Annotated in this window: 16 protein-coding genes; 13 read left to right on the top strand and 3 right to left on the bottom strand. The window is 47.0% G+C overall.

Annotation, left to right across the window (positions count from 1 at the left end; all coding sequences use genetic code 11):
- Positions 1 to 3: 3 nt before the first annotated feature.
- Together ACFW2W_RS22910 and ACFW2W_RS22905 are read right to left on the bottom strand one after the other, a co-directional pair.
- Positions 4 to 1,518: a UDP-N-acetylmuramoyl-L-alanyl-D-glutamate--2,6-diaminopimelate ligase gene (locus ACFW2W_RS22910; protein WP_378183770.1), complete on the bottom strand. Its 1,515-nt coding sequence runs from the start codon at positions 1,516 to 1,518 to the stop codon at positions 4 to 6.
- Between the two features lie 103 nt (positions 1,519 to 1,621).
- Complete coding sequence (locus ACFW2W_RS22905; RefSeq protein WP_378183767.1) at positions 1,622 to 1,906, bottom strand: glutaredoxin family protein; 285 nt, start codon at positions 1,904 to 1,906, stop codon at positions 1,622 to 1,624.
- A gap of 372 nt (positions 1,907 to 2,278) precedes the next feature.
- On the opposite strand from ACFW2W_RS22905, the gene cysH reads away from it, so the two are divergent.
- From cysH to recJ, 9 genes are all read left to right on the top strand, one after another.
- Positions 2,279 to 3,010, top strand: a complete 732-nt coding sequence (cysH, locus tag ACFW2W_RS22900) for a phosphoadenosine phosphosulfate reductase (RefSeq protein WP_378183764.1) — start codon at positions 2,279 to 2,281, stop codon at positions 3,008 to 3,010.
- Between the two features lie 90 nt (positions 3,011 to 3,100).
- Positions 3,101 to 4,453 carry an exonuclease subunit SbcD gene (sbcD, locus tag ACFW2W_RS22895; RefSeq protein WP_378184047.1) on the top strand — a complete coding sequence of 451 codons (1,353 nt, stop codon included), beginning with the start codon at positions 3,101 to 3,103 and terminating at the stop codon, positions 4,451 to 4,453.
- A gap of 112 nt (positions 4,454 to 4,565) precedes the next feature.
- Positions 4,566 to 6,401, top strand: coding sequence for an APC family permease (locus ACFW2W_RS22890; protein WP_378183760.1), 1,836 nt, complete (start codon positions 4,566 to 4,568; stop codon positions 6,399 to 6,401).
- Positions 6,402 to 6,724: 323 nt separating this feature from the next.
- A complete protein-coding gene (locus ACFW2W_RS22885; protein WP_378183757.1) occupies positions 6,725 to 7,198 on the top strand; it encodes a hypothetical protein in 474 nt (157 codons plus the stop codon).
- A gap of 443 nt (positions 7,199 to 7,641) precedes the next feature.
- Positions 7,642 to 8,505 (top strand): hypothetical protein, encoded by an 864-nt coding sequence (locus ACFW2W_RS22880; RefSeq protein WP_378183754.1) that lies wholly within the window; start codon positions 7,642 to 7,644, stop codon positions 8,503 to 8,505.
- Positions 8,506 to 8,552: 47 nt separating this feature from the next.
- Positions 8,553 to 8,879: a hypothetical protein gene (locus ACFW2W_RS22875; RefSeq protein ID WP_378183751.1), complete on the top strand. Its 327-nt coding sequence runs from the start codon at positions 8,553 to 8,555 to the stop codon at positions 8,877 to 8,879.
- A 140-nt stretch (positions 8,880 to 9,019) separates the two neighbouring features.
- A complete protein-coding gene (locus ACFW2W_RS22870; RefSeq protein ID WP_378183748.1) occupies positions 9,020 to 9,280 on the top strand; it encodes a DUF2281 domain-containing protein in 261 nt (86 codons plus the stop codon).
- A complete protein-coding gene (locus tag ACFW2W_RS22865) occupies positions 9,277 to 9,690 on the top strand; it encodes a type II toxin-antitoxin system VapC family toxin (protein ID WP_378183745.1) in 414 nt (137 codons plus the stop codon). Before ACFW2W_RS22870 ends, ACFW2W_RS22865 begins: the two co-directional genes overlap by 4 nt.
- A gap of 230 nt (positions 9,691 to 9,920) precedes the next feature.
- The gene (recJ, locus tag ACFW2W_RS22860) at positions 9,921 to 12,074 is read left to right on the top strand and encodes a single-stranded-DNA-specific exonuclease RecJ (RefSeq protein ID WP_378183742.1); all 2,154 of its coding nucleotides are present in this window, start codon (positions 9,921 to 9,923) and stop codon (positions 12,072 to 12,074) included.
- 156 nt (positions 12,075 to 12,230) lie between these two features.
- On the opposite strand, the gene psb30 is transcribed toward recJ, so the two are convergent.
- Positions 12,231 to 12,371 (bottom strand): photosystem II reaction center protein Ycf12/Psb30, encoded by a 141-nt coding sequence (gene psb30, locus ACFW2W_RS22855; RefSeq protein WP_378183739.1) that lies wholly within the window; start codon positions 12,369 to 12,371, stop codon positions 12,231 to 12,233.
- 244 nt (positions 12,372 to 12,615) lie between these two features.
- Here psb30 and ACFW2W_RS22850 point away from each other — a divergent pair, with 244 nt between their 5' ends.
- The 4 genes from ACFW2W_RS22850 (at position 12,616) to ACFW2W_RS22835 (ending at position 15,229) form a co-directional block, all read left to right on the top strand.
- A complete protein-coding gene (locus tag ACFW2W_RS22850; RefSeq protein ID WP_378183736.1) occupies positions 12,616 to 12,966 on the top strand; it encodes a YkgJ family cysteine cluster protein in 351 nt (116 codons plus the stop codon).
- A gap of 211 nt (positions 12,967 to 13,177) precedes the next feature.
- Entirely contained in the window at positions 13,178 to 13,504 is a 327-nt protein-coding gene (locus ACFW2W_RS22845; protein WP_378184045.1) for a TMEM165/GDT1 family protein, read from the top strand.
- Positions 13,505 to 13,583: 79 nt separating this feature from the next.
- On the top strand, positions 13,584 to 13,886 hold the full coding sequence (locus ACFW2W_RS22840; RefSeq protein ID WP_378183733.1) for a TMEM165/GDT1 family protein: 303 nt from the start codon (positions 13,584 to 13,586) through the stop codon (positions 13,884 to 13,886).
- 146 nt (positions 13,887 to 14,032) lie between these two features.
- On the top strand, positions 14,033 to 15,229 hold the full coding sequence (locus ACFW2W_RS22835; protein WP_378183730.1) for a protein kinase: 1,197 nt from the start codon (positions 14,033 to 14,035) through the stop codon (positions 15,227 to 15,229).
- The last annotated feature ends 33 nt before the right edge of the window (positions 15,230 to 15,262 follow it).

Here is a 15,262-nt window from a genome sequence, read left to right as displayed (position 1 = left end):
AGTCTAAAATCTACAATTGCTTGAAGAGGACATCCGCTTTAATAAGGCATCGCGTGCTTGTTCTCGATCGTCAAAGTGGATTTTTTCCGTTCCTAAGATTTGGTAGTCTTCATGACCTTTTCCAGCGATGAGGACGCCATCACCCGGCTGGGCTTCTAAAATAGCGGTGTGAATGGCAGTAGCGCGATCGCTAATCACCACTGGCTGAGTCGTCATTGGTATCCCGGCGATGATATCTTGCAAAATCCGTTCGGGATCTTCCGTGCGCGGGTTGTCGGAGGTGACAACTGCTTTGTCTGCTAAGTGCGCGGCAATTTGACCCATTTTCGGGCGTTTGGTGCGATCGCGATCGCCTCCACAACCAAAGACGCAGATCATCTTGCCGGGAATAAACGGACGCGCCGCTTTCAGCAAATTCTCCAAACTATCCGGCGTGTGAGCATAATCGACAATGACGCTAATCTCTTGCTGGGGACTAATTTGCACTCGCTCCATCCGTCCCGGCACTCCCGAAAATTGGGGCAGCGCCGCCGCAATTAACTCCAAATCTACTCCCAGATGCAACACTGCTCCCACAGCGGCAAGTAAATTTTCCAGATTGTACTGCCCTACCAGGGGCGAACGGAAAGCCACGTCACCTTTGGGTGTATGCATCACCCCGCTGACTCCCGTTGGCTCATAACTCAGGTCGCTCATCCACAAATCGGCGGTTGTATCGTTGACGCTGTAGCACCACACTTGATCTGGATTTAACCGCTCGATCAATCTCTGTCCGTAGGAGTCGTCTGAATTAATCACTGCACGCCCTTTAAGATACTCAGGGCTAAACAGCAAAGCCTTTGCCTGGAAATAATCTTCCATGTCGTGGTGGAAGTCTAGATGATCCTGGGTGAGATTGGTAAACACAGCAACAGAGAACGGACAACCCAAAATCCGACCTTGCGCCAAAGCGTGAGAACTCACTTCCATCACACCCATCTGAGATCCTGCTGCGATCGCCTCTGCCAGTTGTTTTTGCAGTTCGACGGCAAAAGGCGTCGTGTGGGCAGCGGTTTGTTTAAAGCCAGCCCAACGGGCATACAGCGTCCCAAATAAAGCCGCTGGTAACTGGCTCTGAGTCAGGAAAAATTCGATTAAATGGGTTGTTGTCGTTTTGCCATTCGTGCCGGTGACGCCAATCAGTTTTAGCTGTTGTGCTGGGTAGCCATAAAAGGCAGCCGCAACTTGGGCGCAAGCTTGAGTCATGTCTGCGACTGGGATTACGCAGGCATCTTCCCCTTTGGGAGGATGTTTTTGGACAGCTTGGGAAGAAATCAGGGCGGCGACTGCACCTGATGCGATCGCTCCTTCCCAAAACTCCCCTCCATCCACTCGCGTTCCGGGCATCCCGATAAACAAATCTCCCGGTTGACAAGCATGAGAATTTGTGGTTAATCCCTTAACTTCCAATTCTAGGGCAGTCTGACTAGAGGGTTGCTCAACATGGGGAATGGTTGCTAATAACTCTCGCAATTTCATCTCGGTAACTCCTCACAATCGTCATCCGTCATTGGTCATAAGTCATGAGTCATTGATATTGATATCGTTAGCACGCAAACTTTAGACTCATGACTACTCGCGCTTATTCTTTATCCTTTACTAGCAAATATTTCTGTAACATTTGCTCCAACTGCTGCACCGTAGCGCGGGGAGAAGGACGGGGCAGCGGTTCTTCTACTCGATCTGTACGCTGATATCGAACCCTAAACAGGACTGGAATTTCATATTGATAGGCTTGGAACCAATCCTCGCGGGTAGTAATATCCCGGATTTCCAGTTCAATGGGGGGGTTTGAAACTTGTTCGAGTTTTTCTTGTAACCCCTCGCACAAGTGGCAACCCGGCTTGCTGTACAGAATTAACCGCACTCAATCTCTCCAAAAAGCTTTGATAGGGCGATGATAGCTCCTAGTGCAGTTTGGCAGAAATCAATTGCCGGTTCAACAATTAGAAGTGGGAATCGAATTTTTCTCATCTTTTCTTCAAAGCTGACACCCATCCCAGAAAAAAGCAGCAGAATCATTCTGTGACTGGCTACCGATGTTCGTCTATAGCAGTCATGAATGATTCGTGAAGGCGAGATACTAGGGCAACTCTTACGAAGTCGGGAATCTCAAGAGCTGGCATCTCACAACTAAAATAAGATTGCTATATAGCCCTGTTCTCCGGTCGGGTTAGGTGCTTATAAGAGGTAAAATTGATTTGTAATAAAGAATTCAGAAATCCACTAGAAACGTACCATGAGCGATAGCACCACAGCTCCCGTTAGCATCTCCTCGTTTAATCTGGATGAGCTTAACCAAAAATTTGACAAAGCTCATCCCAGAGAGATCCTGGCTTGGTGTGTTACAAATATCCCCACTGGACTGGTGCAAACCAGCGCCTTTAATGTGGATGATTTGGTAATTACGGATATTTTCTACCGCGATCTCAAACCAGCAACGCCAGTGCCAGTCTTGTTTCTGGACACGCTGTATCACTTTCCCCAAACCCTGGAGTTAGTTGCTAAAGCGCAGGCAATTTACAATTTAAATCTCCAAACTTACAAAATTCCCGATGTTCACTCCCGCGAAGCTTTTGCGGCTAAATACGGCGAAGCGCTGTGGGATAAGGACATCACCCAATTCCATCACCTGACCAAAATTGAACCGTTGCAACGAGGTCTGGCAGAACTCAATACCGTCGCCTGGATTACCGGACGCCGCCGCGACCAAGCGGTGACTCGTGCTGATATGCCAGTCTTGGAACTAGATGCACAGCAACGGCTCAAAGTCAATCCTCTCGCCAACTGGACGCGCCAGGACAGCTGGGCTTATGTGGCTGAGCATGGCATGATTTACAATCCGCTGCACGACCAGGGATATGCCAGCATCGGCGACGAACCAATTACAACACCCGTTGCCGAGGGTGAAGACGAACGCGCCGGTCGCTGGCGCGGCATGGGCAAAACTGAATGTGGTATTCACATTTAGAATGGCTAAGGGAAGGGGTAATTGGTAATCGGTAATCGCCAGAAAAATTACCAATTACCAATGATCCATCACCAATTAGCAATTAGCAAAATGATTAAAATCCTCCACCTATCCGATATCCACATGGGGAGTGGCTTCTCCCACGGACGGGTTAATCCGGAAACGGGTGCAAATACACGGCTGGAGGATTTTGTCAATACTTTATCGAAGTGTATTGACCGAGCGATTGGGCAAAGCCCAGACACAGAGAAGGGCGAACCCGTCGATTTAGTCTTGTTCGGTGGAGATGCTTTTCCCGATGCGACGCCGCCGCCGTATGTACAGGAAGCGTTTGCCAGTCAGTTTCGCCGCTTAGTCGATGCCCAGATTCCGACGGTGTTGCTGGTGGGGAATCACGACCAACATTCTCAGGGGCAGGGAGGCGCAAGTTTATGTATTTATCGGACATTAGGAGTGCCGGGGTTTATTGTAGGCGATCGCATCGTCACCCACCGCATCGAAACCCGCAGCGGCCCCGTCCAAATCATTACCCTGCCTTGGCTCACCCGTTCCGCCCTGCTGACGCGCCCGGACACCGAAGATTTGTCTCTTGCCCAAGTCAACGAGTTATTAATTAAGCGTCTGGAACCTCGCCTGGAAGGAGAAATCCGGCGTCTAGACCCAGAAGTGCCAACAGTTCTTTTAGCTCACCTAATGGCAGACAGAGCTAGCTTAGGCGCAGAACGCTTCCTGGCAGTCGGCAAAGGCTTCACAATTCCCATCTCGATGCTGACGCGACCTTGCTTTGACTACGTAGCGCTGGGGCACGTCCACCGACATCAGAACCTCAACAAGTCGAACCAGCCCCCAGTTATCTACCCAGGCAGCATTGAGCGAGTCGATTTCAGCGAAGAAAAAGAAGACAAAGGCTATGTGATGATTCAGCTGGAACGAGGCAACGCCCAGTGGGAATTTTGTCCCCTCCCCGTGCGCCCCTTCCGGACTATCGAAGTGGATATCTCTGAGGCAGCTGACCCGCCAGCCGCCTTAATCAAAGCCATAGGCAAAAAAGATATCAAAGATGCTGTAGTGCGGCTAATCTACAAACTGCGTTCCGAGCAGATAGATTTGATTGATAATACCGCCCTGCACGCCAGCTTAAGTGACGCCCACACTTACACGATTCAGGCGGAATTAGTTAGTCAGCTTGCCCGTCCTCGCCTGCCAGAACTCGGTTCTAGTGCCAGCATCGACCCAATGGAAGCGCTGAAAACTTACTTAGCCAATCGAGAAGACCTTAAGGACATTGCCGCCCAGATGCTGGAAGAAGCCCAGAAGTTACTGGCACATGAGGAAAAGGCGTGGTTCAACGTCGCTGACATGGAGGAAGAATCAGAGGCAGGGACGAATCAACCCAGTCAGCAGCCTGTGGCAACTACAGATTCCCAACTGCGTTTACTTTAAAAGTTTTGTCTGAATTGGTGCTAAATCTGCAAAAATTCCAATATTGCTTAGTAGTTGGGGTGTGCGATCGCCCAACTGAGCGGCAGGAAAAACAAGCACAAATAGACTTTCTATGTCGTTCTATTCAGGGTTAAAACGAGTATTAGTCGGTGAATCGTTGCCAACCAGCGCTCATGCTGAAGAACGATTGAGCAACGCCGAAGCCTTGGCGGTTCTCTCCTCGGATGCCCTCTCATCCGTTGCCTACGCCACCGAGGAGATTCTGCTAGTTCTGATAGCCGCAGGCACTGCTGCCCTGACTTGGTCTCTTCCCATTGCTGTAGCAATCATCGCGCTGCTAGCAGTGGTCATCCTTTCCTATCGCCAAACTATCCGGGCTTATCCTAACGGCGGTGGCTCCTACATTGTGGCGCGAGAAAACCTGGGTCTGTATCCGGGACTGGTGGCAGGCGGTTCGCTGATGATTGACTATATCCTGACCGTGACAGTGAGTGTGTCTGCGGGGACAGCCGCCCTCACCTCAGCCGTTCCAGGACTGCAAAGGTACACGGTAGAGCTTTGCTTGGTGTTTGTTTTCTTGTTGACGCTGGCGAATCTGAGAGGAGTCCGGGAATCAGGTCGGCTGTTTATGATTCCTACGTATACGTTTGTTGTGACTATTTTTCTATTGATTGGTCTTGGTTTATATCAACAAGCGACTGGACAAATTTCTCAGAACGATACTCTAATCGAAGCTAAAGAATCAATTAATTTATTTTTCATTTTGAGGGCTTTTTCTGCCGGTTGTACGGCACTGACAGGGGTGGAAGCGATCTCAGATGGTGTGTTAGCTTTTAAGCCCCCTGAGTGGAAAAATGCCCGACTCACATTGCTCTACATGGGCGTGATTCTGGGATTTATGTTTTTAGGAATTACTTACTTAGCTCACGCTTATCATATTGCTCCAGAAGAGGGACAAACCGTAGTTTCTCTGTTAGGTCGCCAGATTCTAGGCAATGGCCCAATTTATTATTTGCTCCAAGTTGCCACGCTGTTAATCTTGCTGTTAGCAGCAAATACCAGTTTTGCCGATTTTCCCAGGCTTTGTTATTTTTTGGCTCGTGATGGGTATTTGCCGAGGCAATTATCCATTTTAGGCGATCGCTTAGTGTATTCCAACGGCATTATTTTCTTGAGCGTCTGTGCAGCTATTTTGATCGTTATCTTCCGAGGGCAAGTTAACGCAGTGATTCCCCTGTATGCGGTGGGTGTGTTCACTTCATTTACGCTGTCCCAAGCAGGGATGGTACGCCGCTGGTATCAGGAACGGACATCTGGTTGGCAAGCAAGTGCCGCGATGAATGGTTTGGGAGCGATCGCTACTCTGGTAGTTTTAGGAGTAATCGTATCCACAAAATTCAAAGGAGGCGCTTGGCTAGTCGTCGTCGCCATTCCTTTAGTAGTGGGCATATTCTTAGCAATTCATCGCCACTATGAGTATGTAGCACAGCGGCTCAGTATTCAGGGGATAGCGCCTCGGAGTTATATTCCCAGACTCAGAACGCAAGAGGGTACTCATCCAGCAGTGGTTGTAGTCGGGCAACTAAATCGAGGAACGCTAGAGGCGATCGATTATGCACGTAGTATTGCAGATGAGATTGTGGCGATTCATGTTGATATTGGTTCCACAGATCGAGAAAAACTGCAACAGCGATGGCAACAACTAGGAGCTGATATTCCTTTGATAATTTTGGACTCACCTTATCGCTCAGTGGTGTCTCCAATTGTAGATTTTGTTACTGATTTTGAAGATAGACATCCTAATGTTTTATCGACAATTATCATTCCTGCTTTTGTGACGCGAAATTGGTGGGAAAGTATTTTACACAATCAAACAACCTTTTTCTTAAAAGCTTCCTTACGAGCTAAAAAGAGTCGTGTTGTTACCACCGTTCGGTATTTCTTGTAATTTCAAAGCCTCAAAAATAAACTGGGTACAATAGGTTTTTCCAATGAAATTTGGGAAGAAATTACCTCATTTTAATACCATACGGTTGTTGAGGAGCTGTAAAATTAGCTGCTCCTCTTCTTCTCTTACTTCGCGTCCTTGGCGTCTTGGCGGTTCGTTAATAGATTTCTGTATTAATACTTAGAAAAAGTAATTCTTATACTAAGTATGGATTTTTTAAAGTGTACTAGATAAACAAAAAAGCAGGTTTGAGCGTATCAGGAAAAAGCAAAATAGTCTAAGAAAGTTTAAAATTAGATAAATAGATTACAAAATTTGAGTAAATGAGCTTCGAGAAACAGACTTCTCAGCAAGTCACAACGCAGTCTTTAATGTCTAAATTTTTACCAGCAGTTTTAGTAGCAGCTGCCTTTACCTTTGGTGCCGCTGGACGCCTCCAACCAGCTTTGGCTGGAACTTGTGCCCAAAAGTGTCCCCCAGCCCCGCTACAGTTCATACCGGGACAACGCATCACCTATGAGGTGGTAAACCTGACATCAAGTTTGGTTCAGATGCAGAAGGTAGTGGGTACCGATCCGATTCCCCTCAATCCCGGACAAGTAGTGTCTTTCACTAGGGGAGGGAGTACAGATCCGAATCTATCACTTTTGCTGTGGGATGCGACGGGTTTGCCGCTGGGAGTGAGACTGGCTAAACCGAATGCCAGAACTTTACGGATAGAAGTACGTCCTGGTGGGCGTCCTCCAGGCGATCGCTCAATTTATCTAAGAGATGACGGTCGGGTTGCTGTTTATTAGAAGCGATAGAGGATTTTGAGTTAGCGTGCGATCGCTCTTTGGCGCGGAGTAATAAGACGCTGGCGACTTGCTTTCCGGGTGGCGGTTGTGAAGCAAGAGGAACAAATCGCGAGGCTGTGAATTCTTTGGTTCGTTAGACCTAATTGACAAAAGTGGCGACATATTCGCCTTTTTTGGTGTTTGCGGTGAGTATTCTATTGACGACGTTAGGTGTCGGTGCTTTGATGGGATAGATGAGTTTGCTTTGGTCGCAAGGAGGGTTTGCGCCTCTTAAGGCGGTTCATCTGACTCAAAGGTTGCTGGTTGAGTGTATTTACATCTCTTTTTAAGCAATGCTAAATTTTGTAGCCAATTGCTAAATATTTGGGGTAGAAGCAGAAAACTGAGGAGTTATCCATAAGCCTCTATGAAGTTGAACAATAAGCAGGATTGGGTGAAAGCTTATGAGTCAGTACAGTTTAAATGTTTCTAAAGTTGTTCAGATTGGCACAGACAAATTATTTCAACTAACAGATCCAACCGATGGTGCTGGCACGGAACTGCCGCGATTCAGTCTTTACCAAGTCTACCCAGTTGAACGAAGCAAGGCAGAAGTGATTTGTCAGAGGCTTTATAAGCAAGTTTTTGAAAAAATTAACACTGGTAGTTTAGGAGATTCAAAAGCACTTCTAATTAAGTATGTAGAGATGAATGATGAACGTATTTATATTGTTGTTACTCGTGAAACCCCTCGTAATACACACGCAACAATATTTATGCGATTTCATGGCTATGGCGATCATTTGTACGTAGGGATTGACGCGTATGTGCTTGGGCGAATCAAATGGTCAGCCGTATTATGGAGACTTTTCATCTGTCTTGCAGGATTGATATTACTTCTGCTGGCTACAGCAATTTCTAGGTCTTTTGTGAGTAGCTATGGTGTTAGTTACAGTAGGACACCCGATATGAGTGGCTGGTGGCTAGCCTTTGGTATTTTTTTTGTTGGGTGTTGGTGGGAAGTAATCAAAAGGGCTATTCAAAATCCCAAGACTCCACTTTCTGTAGCTTTTCGTCAAGTATTTCAAGGTTCACTTAATCTAGGTTCCTTTAATATTGACGATGTAATGATGTTTCTCAAAAGTACGCTTAGTGTTGGAGTTATAGCTGTGCGTGATATCTTTAAGGACGAAGGCTTACCTGTAGAAATTTTGGATGCTTTCGTTCAGAATATCAATGTTAGTAATGTTTTTGAAAGCTCAGTAGGTGCAGTTGTAGGTAATGTGCAAGGCGATTTTATCACTAATCCTTCATCCCAAAAACGTTAATACCTAATATTTTTCGTAACAATAAGTGAATTAAAATCTAGAAGATTATGTCAGATACTCCAAAAGTAAAAATGCAGTTTCATGCAACTGTTACAGGTGTTGTTGGAAATGTTGAGGGTGACTTTGTTATTTATCCGAGGCCAGAATCCCCAGCAGAAGCTGCTGCTGAAATTCAGGAGTTATTGAATCAATTACAGCAGTCCAATTCTAAAGATATAGAGGGTGCAATTCAAAGGGAAACTGAGCGAAACCTAGCCTTTAAGATTAGATTAAAAAATGCTCTCAGGGCAGCAGGGTTAGAAACAGCGAAAGTTTTCTTTGCACCATTGGGAATAGGTATAGAAGCAGTAAGAGGTTGGCTTGAAGCTGAGTAGACATCGTTGCGACGCGGCATAACAATTGTGGTACAGAGTAAGGAGGAAGGCGATCGCTGCCTATCGCTTTTCATTGTTAGCCAACTACGATATTGTCAGCATTCTGTTAAAAATGAAGAGGACTGAAAGAGGCAATTCCCATGACTATTCGTGACACGGCGATCGCCAAATTGCAGCAACTTTCCGAACCACTCTTACAGGAAGTGAGTGACTTCATCGATTTTGTCATCCATAAGCATCAAGCTAAAACTGCTAACAGTCAGCCTAATGAAGATACTGTCGAAGTATGGTCAAGATGGTTTGAGGCTGTCGATCGCCTAGACGTAACGACCGCAGAACCAACCAGCGAATATCAGCATTTCCTACTCAACAAGTATCGACAGCAGGGTCTAACTCTATGATTCTCTGCGATGCAGGAGTCTTACTTTGTCTGGTAGATCGCACTCAGCCCCAGCATAATGCTTACAGAGGTGCAGTTATGCGATTAGCAAAACCTCTCGTCACAACTTGGTCATGCTTGACAGAAGCCATGTATCTTGCTCTTCATCGTGGCGGTTGGGTGATGCAAAAACAGTTGGGTCAGCTTCTTATGGACAAACTGCTGACGATCTATGAAATTCAAGAGAATGAGTATACTCGTTTGTTTGTGCTGATGGAACAATATCGCGATCGACCAATGGATCTGGCTGATGCAACTCTGGTTCTGACGGCTGAGAAGACGGGGTATCGACAAATTTTTACCCTCGATTCTGACTTCTTGTTTTATCGCATTGGCGATCGGGGTACCTTCGACATCATTCAAGTTCAGTGATTGGTAGCCGTCGCTGCCATAGCGATCGCAGAATAAATCGTGTATAGTCTGCCCCTACCAGTATCCTGACAATCCATATTCAAATTTGCACAAGACTGTACTGGGAATAATTTTCTTATTGTCAGAAAATTCCTATTATTGTCGTGATTAGACCGAGCCAAGATATCAATCTCGATCTCGGAGCGAAATGATAGGATCTGCTGAGCCAGACTGCTGGAAATACAACGCCCGTGCAAGATCGTCCTCATTCAGAATCATCCCCTCGTCCTCCCCGATTGCCCAATCATCGGTGGCAGATATTCCCAGTACGAGACGAAGCCCAACAGTTAGCTGAAACGACGGGTCTTTCACCGCTGTTGAGTCAGGTACTGATTAACCGAGGCATTGAGACGCCGGAGGAGGCGCAAGCATTCCTAGATCCAGAATCTCAGGTTTTGCCCTCACCGTTGGAGGAATTTCCCGACCTAGCAATCAGTGTGGAGTTGTTGAAAGAAGCGATCGCATCCCACCAAAAAATTGCTATCTGCGGAGACTATGATGCGGATGGCATGACCAGCACCGCGCTATTACTCCGGGCACTGCGGTGGTTAGGGGCACAGGTGGATTATGCCATTCCCAGCCGTATGAGTGAAGGCTACGGAATTAATCGCCGAATTGTCGAAGAATTTCACCGGGAAGGCGTTTGGCTGATTTTAACGGTAGACAACGGCATTTCTGCTTTTGAACCGATCGATCGGGCGCAGCAGCTGGGTGTAAAAGTCATTGTCACCGATCATCACGATATTCCCGAAAAACTGCCTCCAGCGGATGCCATTCTCAATCCCAAGCTAATTCGAGAATCCTCGCCTTATCGCGGGGTGGCTGGCGTCGGCGTCGCTTATATCTTGGCTGTCACCCTCGCCCAACAGATGGGGCAAACTAAGGGATTGGTGAAGCCGCTATTAGAACTATTTACCCTAGGAACCATTGCCGATTTAGCACCGTTAACAGGGGTGAACCGCCGCTGGGTGAAGCGGGGTTTGCAACAATTACCGAATTCTCAACTGGCGGGAGTTCAGGCGCTGATTCAGATAGCGGGTGTACCACAAGGCACAGAGAAGGGCGAACCAGAAAATCCCAAATCTAAAATCCCAAATTCAAAATCCTTAAAGCCAGAGGATATTGGGTTTCGCTTGGGGCCAAGAATTAACGCCGTGGGGCGGATTGCCGACCCGCAAACAGTGATTGAATTGCTGATAACAGATGATATGGGAATCGCACTAGAACGGGCGATGCAGTGCGAACAAATTAACCAACACCGACAGCAACTCTGTGAAGAGATTGAACGAGATGCCGTTACTTGGTGTGAAGAAACCCAGATTATTGCAACCCCGAATAAAAATTTAGATCCCGCCAGTGACGTTTTACCCCAATTTCCAGATAAGTCTATTGACTTCCAGCAAGAACGGGTATTGGTGCTGGTTCAACCGGGATGGCATCATGGCGTGATTGGAATTGTTGCCTCGCGCTTGGTGGAACGCTACGGCGTGCCAGTGTTTATCGGAACTTATGAAGATGACCATCACATCCGGGGTTCGGCGCGGGGAATTCCGGAATTTCACGTATTTGAAGCTTTACAGTTTTGTCAGGATTTGCTGGGGAAATTTGGCGGACATAAGGCGGCGGGGGGATTTTCTATGCCAGCCGAAAATCTGCCAGCATTGCGATCGCGTCTTAGCCTTTTTGCTCATCAGTGCCTGGAACCCCAGCACCTAAAGCCGCTACTCAAAATTGACGTTCAGGCTAACCTCAACGATATTAATCTCGATCTGTACCAACAGATTGATGCCCTCCACCCCTGCGGGATTGAAAACGCCGATCCCGTTTTCTGGACCCCGAATGTCCGCGTGGTTGAGCAAAAAATTGTGGGAAAAGGTCACGTCAAATTGAAAATCTTGCAAGATATAGGGGATAACGGGAATCAGGTTCGGAAAATCGAAGCGATCGCTTGGCGATGGGGCAATTATTACCCTTTACCGTCGCGGGTCGATATCGCCTACAAACTGCGACAAAATACCTGGAATGGCAACACTACGATCCAACTGGAGTTAGTCGGTCTGCGACGTTCCACAGGGGAACTTCATCAATTGCCCTTCGCCCCAAGTCTGAAAGCCGAATTTCACTACAACCAGCGTCGCTATACCTGTAGCCTTTCCGAGTCTTTGAAAGAGTTAAGAATTAGAAATCCCGAAGGCAAAGTTCTGGCGATTCAGCAAGGACACAGAAGTGGTTTATTAGGAATCACGCGGGAAGACGCCAAACAGGTTGATGTGACGAAACCTCCGTTTTATCCATTGATTAAGGCGGCTATGCAAGCGTTGGATATACCGGGAAAAAATACCTAACTTTTCTGAGAAAGCGGGATAAGATTTTTTAACGCAAAGTAACGCCAAGGGATTCGCTCTCGGTACGCAAAGCTATCTGCTCATCCTCTGCGTTACTCTGCGCTATCATTTGCGTTACTTTGCGTTAAAAATTCAATGTGTCAAAATACCGGGATTCTAGAGGTCGCCGCCTCGAAATGCCAGCACGAAGATGACTGCTGGGCCAGCAAGCATAATTAGCGCCACCAAGGTTAGCTGAGCAATGACTTCCCAGTTGATGCCGCCTAAACCGCTGAACAAGTCGCTGAAAATCTCCATTTGTCCTGCCTGTCTAAGAGTAGTTAAACGTGTTGATTTGAATGGCTTATTGGCAAATTTTGCCATCTAATTTTATCCAGCGATCGCGTCTTTTATTTAAAGAACTTCACAAAAGTATAAACAATGACAAAAAACCCTCAGGAAGTCGTTGCTTGCAGATGGCAAGGAAAAACCTCGCTCCAAGGCGCGGTTTATCGCGTCTAAACTGAAGAGACGAGAACTTTTTGAAAGATGGTTTTGAACAATGCCGACTTGGCGCTGTGTTAAGCAATGTGGAGCCTGCTGTCATCTTGATCCAGCAGATCGCCCCGATTTAGATAAATATCTCGCTCCGGAGGAGTTACAGCTATATCTGAGCATGGTAGGTGAAGGGGGATGGTGCGTGAATTTCGATCGTGATACGCGAGAATGTCAGATTTATCAAGATCGTCCTCGCTTTTGTCGGGTGCAGGCAGATGTTTTTGAGGAATTGTACGCCATTGAGCCAGAGGAACTGAACGATTTTGCGGTTGAGTGTTGCCGCGAACAGATTGAAGGAGTTTATGGCGATCGCTCTTTAGAAATGATCCGCTTTAACCAGGAAGTTGGCTTTTGACACAGATTGAAAATTTAAATCCTCGGCAAGCAACCAAAGGTTGATATTTGCGACATTTTCTGAGAAAATGAAAAGAATATGAAAATTAGCTAGCGTTGAGCCTAACTCAATAGTGAAACTTTCTGCACTGCCTCCTAGCCTGCCTACCTTAGAGCGTCCTAGCGCCCAGGTACCTGACGTTGAACCAGCGCCATCTTTACCCTCTTCAAAGATTAGTCATTCTCAATCTCAAAAGCCAAAAGTGAAGATTTTCCAGCGGGTGCCTTGGACAGTCTTTAGCTCCACGTTCTTGACGATCTTTTTGGCAGAAATGGGAGATAAAACTCAGGTGGCAACGCTGCTGATGAGTGCAGAATCTCAGTCGCCGTGGTTGGTGTTTACGGGTGCGGCAATGGCACTGATCGCCACAAGCTTGGTGGGTGTATTATTGGGGCGCTGGCTGGCAACTAGGCTGTCTCCTAAAACCCTGGACACGGCAGCGGGAGCTTGTTTACTCTTCGTTTCGGTGATGCTGCTGTGGGATGTCGTGCATTTTTAAGGTGCAAGGTTGGCAAGTTGAAAGTTCAACCTGTCAGCGATTAAAAACCTTCAACTTTTAACTTTTCTAACCTTTAACTATGGATTGGCATCTTTTAGGAATTAGTTTCATCACGGTATTTTTGGCGGAGATTGGAGATAAGAGCCAATTGGCAGCGATCGCGCTCAGTGGCAGTTCTAAATCTCCCCGCGCTGTGTTTTTCGGAACGATCGCCGCACTGCTGCTGGCTAGCTTCCTGGGAGTCATTGCCGGGGAAGGCGTGGCGGTGCTGTTGCCCGCGCGGTTACTCAAAGCGATCGCAGCCATTGGGTTTGCCTTGATTGCCGTCCGCTTGTTGTGGCCTGATACCGATTTGCCAGAAGATTCAGAAGAGACGCCGTAAATGTCAGGTTTTAGATTTGGGATTTTAGATTGGCAAGAAGACTTCCAGGCCCAAAAGCGTCAATTTCTGGAAAAAGCTCGTAAAAAGATCGGGCTTTAGCTCTAGGAGTGTCAACATAGATTTAGTCAGTTGCAGCGCTTCCCATTATGAGCTATTGCCTCAATCCAGCTTGCCCAAACCCTCAAAATCCCTCTGATACAAAATTTTGCCTGACTTGTGGCACTAAGTTGCTGCTCAAAGACCGCTACCGTGCCATCAAACCGATTGGGCAAGGCGGTTTTGGGAGAACTTTTTTGGCAGTGGATGAAGACAAACCTTCTAAACCGCGCTGCGTAATCAAGCAGTTTTACCCGCAAGCCCAAGGCACCAGCACGGTTAAAAAGGCAGTTGAGTTATTTAACCAAGAAGCGATGCGGCTGGATGAACTGGGTAAACATCCCCAGATTCCCGAATTACTGGCATATTTTACTCAAGATGACCGCCAGTATTTGGTACAAGAATTTATCGATGGACAAAACTTAGCCCAAGAATTGGCACAGGTGGGTGCTTTTAGCGAATCTCAGATTTGTCAGTTGCTGAATGATTTATTGTCAGTGCTGCAATTTGTTCACAGCCAACAAGTGATTCATCGAGATATTAAGCCAGAAAATATTATTCGCAGAAGTCGCGATCGCAAGCTCGTTCTGGTCGATTTCGGCGCTTCTAAAGTTGCCACCGCTAACGCCCTCAACCAGACAGGAACCAGCATTGGTAGCCCTGAATATGTGGCACCAGAGCAAGCCAGAGGCAGAGCTTCTTTTGCTAGCGATATTTATAGTTTAGGCGTTACCTGCATTCATCTATTAACTCAGCGCTCTCCGTTTGACTTGTACGATATTAACGAAGACGCTTGGATTTGGCGGCAATATTTAACATCTAAAGTTAGCGATTCTCTTGGCAAAATTCTGGACAAAATGCTGCAAACTGCTCCCAGTCGGCGCTATCAATCAGCAGAAGAAGTCCTTAAAGACCTGAATCCTCCGTCAGTTCAAGTAGCGACGGTAATCTCTCAGACACCGACGACACCTGCCAAGCCTCTTGTAATAAAATCATCGCCGGTGACACCAACCGTTACCAACACGCCCGCTACCCCATCCAAAAGCCAAATTGATGTTGAATTAGAGGCTTTAAAAGCCGAAATAATGGGTGGTGGCACCGCCAAAAACGAAAATCAAAAATCGGCTTCCTCACAACCTCCATCTCCAAATCCTGCTAAATCTAAAAGTCAAGTCGATCTGGAATTGGAGGAGCTAAAAAGTCAGTTTCTGGGATCTCCAACTCCCAAAAAGCCTCCTCAGAGCTAGCGCCTTGGGGATGGCTGTCTTGGAAGGCACCGC

This window comes from Coleofasciculus sp. H7-2 (assembly GCF_042747725.1).
Lineage (GTDB): Bacteria > Cyanobacteriota > Cyanobacteriia > Cyanobacteriales > FACHB-T130 > FACHB-T130.
The sequence above is the reverse complement of the archived record's forward strand: the minus strand, read 5'-3'. Positions and strand labels throughout refer to the sequence as shown.

What these genes read in the sequence shown, in the direction of transcription:
- ACFW2W_RS22910 (WP_378183770.1), bottom strand. Translation starts at nt 1,518, where the DNA reads ATGAAATTGCGAGAGTTATTAGCAACCATTCCCCATGTTGAGCAACCC.
- cysH (WP_378183764.1), top strand. Translation starts at nt 2,279, where the DNA reads ATGAGCGATAGCACCACAGCTCCCGTTAGCATCTCCTCGTTTAATCTG.
- sbcD (WP_378184047.1), top strand. Translation starts at nt 3,101, where the DNA reads ATGATTAAAATCCTCCACCTATCCGATATCCACATGGGGAGTGGCTTC.
- ACFW2W_RS22890 (WP_378183760.1), top strand. Translation starts at nt 4,566, where the DNA reads ATGTCGTTCTATTCAGGGTTAAAACGAGTATTAGTCGGTGAATCGTTG.
- ACFW2W_RS22885 (WP_378183757.1), top strand. Translation starts at nt 6,725, where the DNA reads ATGAGCTTCGAGAAACAGACTTCTCAGCAAGTCACAACGCAGTCTTTA.
- ACFW2W_RS22880 (WP_378183754.1), top strand. Translation starts at nt 7,642, where the DNA reads ATGAGTCAGTACAGTTTAAATGTTTCTAAAGTTGTTCAGATTGGCACA.
- ACFW2W_RS22875 (WP_378183751.1), top strand. Translation starts at nt 8,553, where the DNA reads ATGTCAGATACTCCAAAAGTAAAAATGCAGTTTCATGCAACTGTTACA.
- ACFW2W_RS22870 (WP_378183748.1), top strand. Translation starts at nt 9,020, where the DNA reads ATGACTATTCGTGACACGGCGATCGCCAAATTGCAGCAACTTTCCGAA.
- ACFW2W_RS22865 (WP_378183745.1), top strand. Translation starts at nt 9,277, where the DNA reads ATGATTCTCTGCGATGCAGGAGTCTTACTTTGTCTGGTAGATCGCACT.
- psb30 (WP_378183739.1), bottom strand. Translation starts at nt 12,371, where the DNA reads ATGGAGATTTTCAGCGACTTGTTCAGCGGTTTAGGCGGCATCAACTGG.
- ACFW2W_RS22850 (WP_378183736.1), top strand. Translation starts at nt 12,616, where the DNA reads ATGCCGACTTGGCGCTGTGTTAAGCAATGTGGAGCCTGCTGTCATCTT.
- ACFW2W_RS22840 (WP_378183733.1), top strand. Translation starts at nt 13,584, where the DNA reads ATGGATTGGCATCTTTTAGGAATTAGTTTCATCACGGTATTTTTGGCG.
- ACFW2W_RS22835 (WP_378183730.1), top strand. Translation starts at nt 14,033, where the DNA reads ATGAGCTATTGCCTCAATCCAGCTTGCCCAAACCCTCAAAATCCCTCT.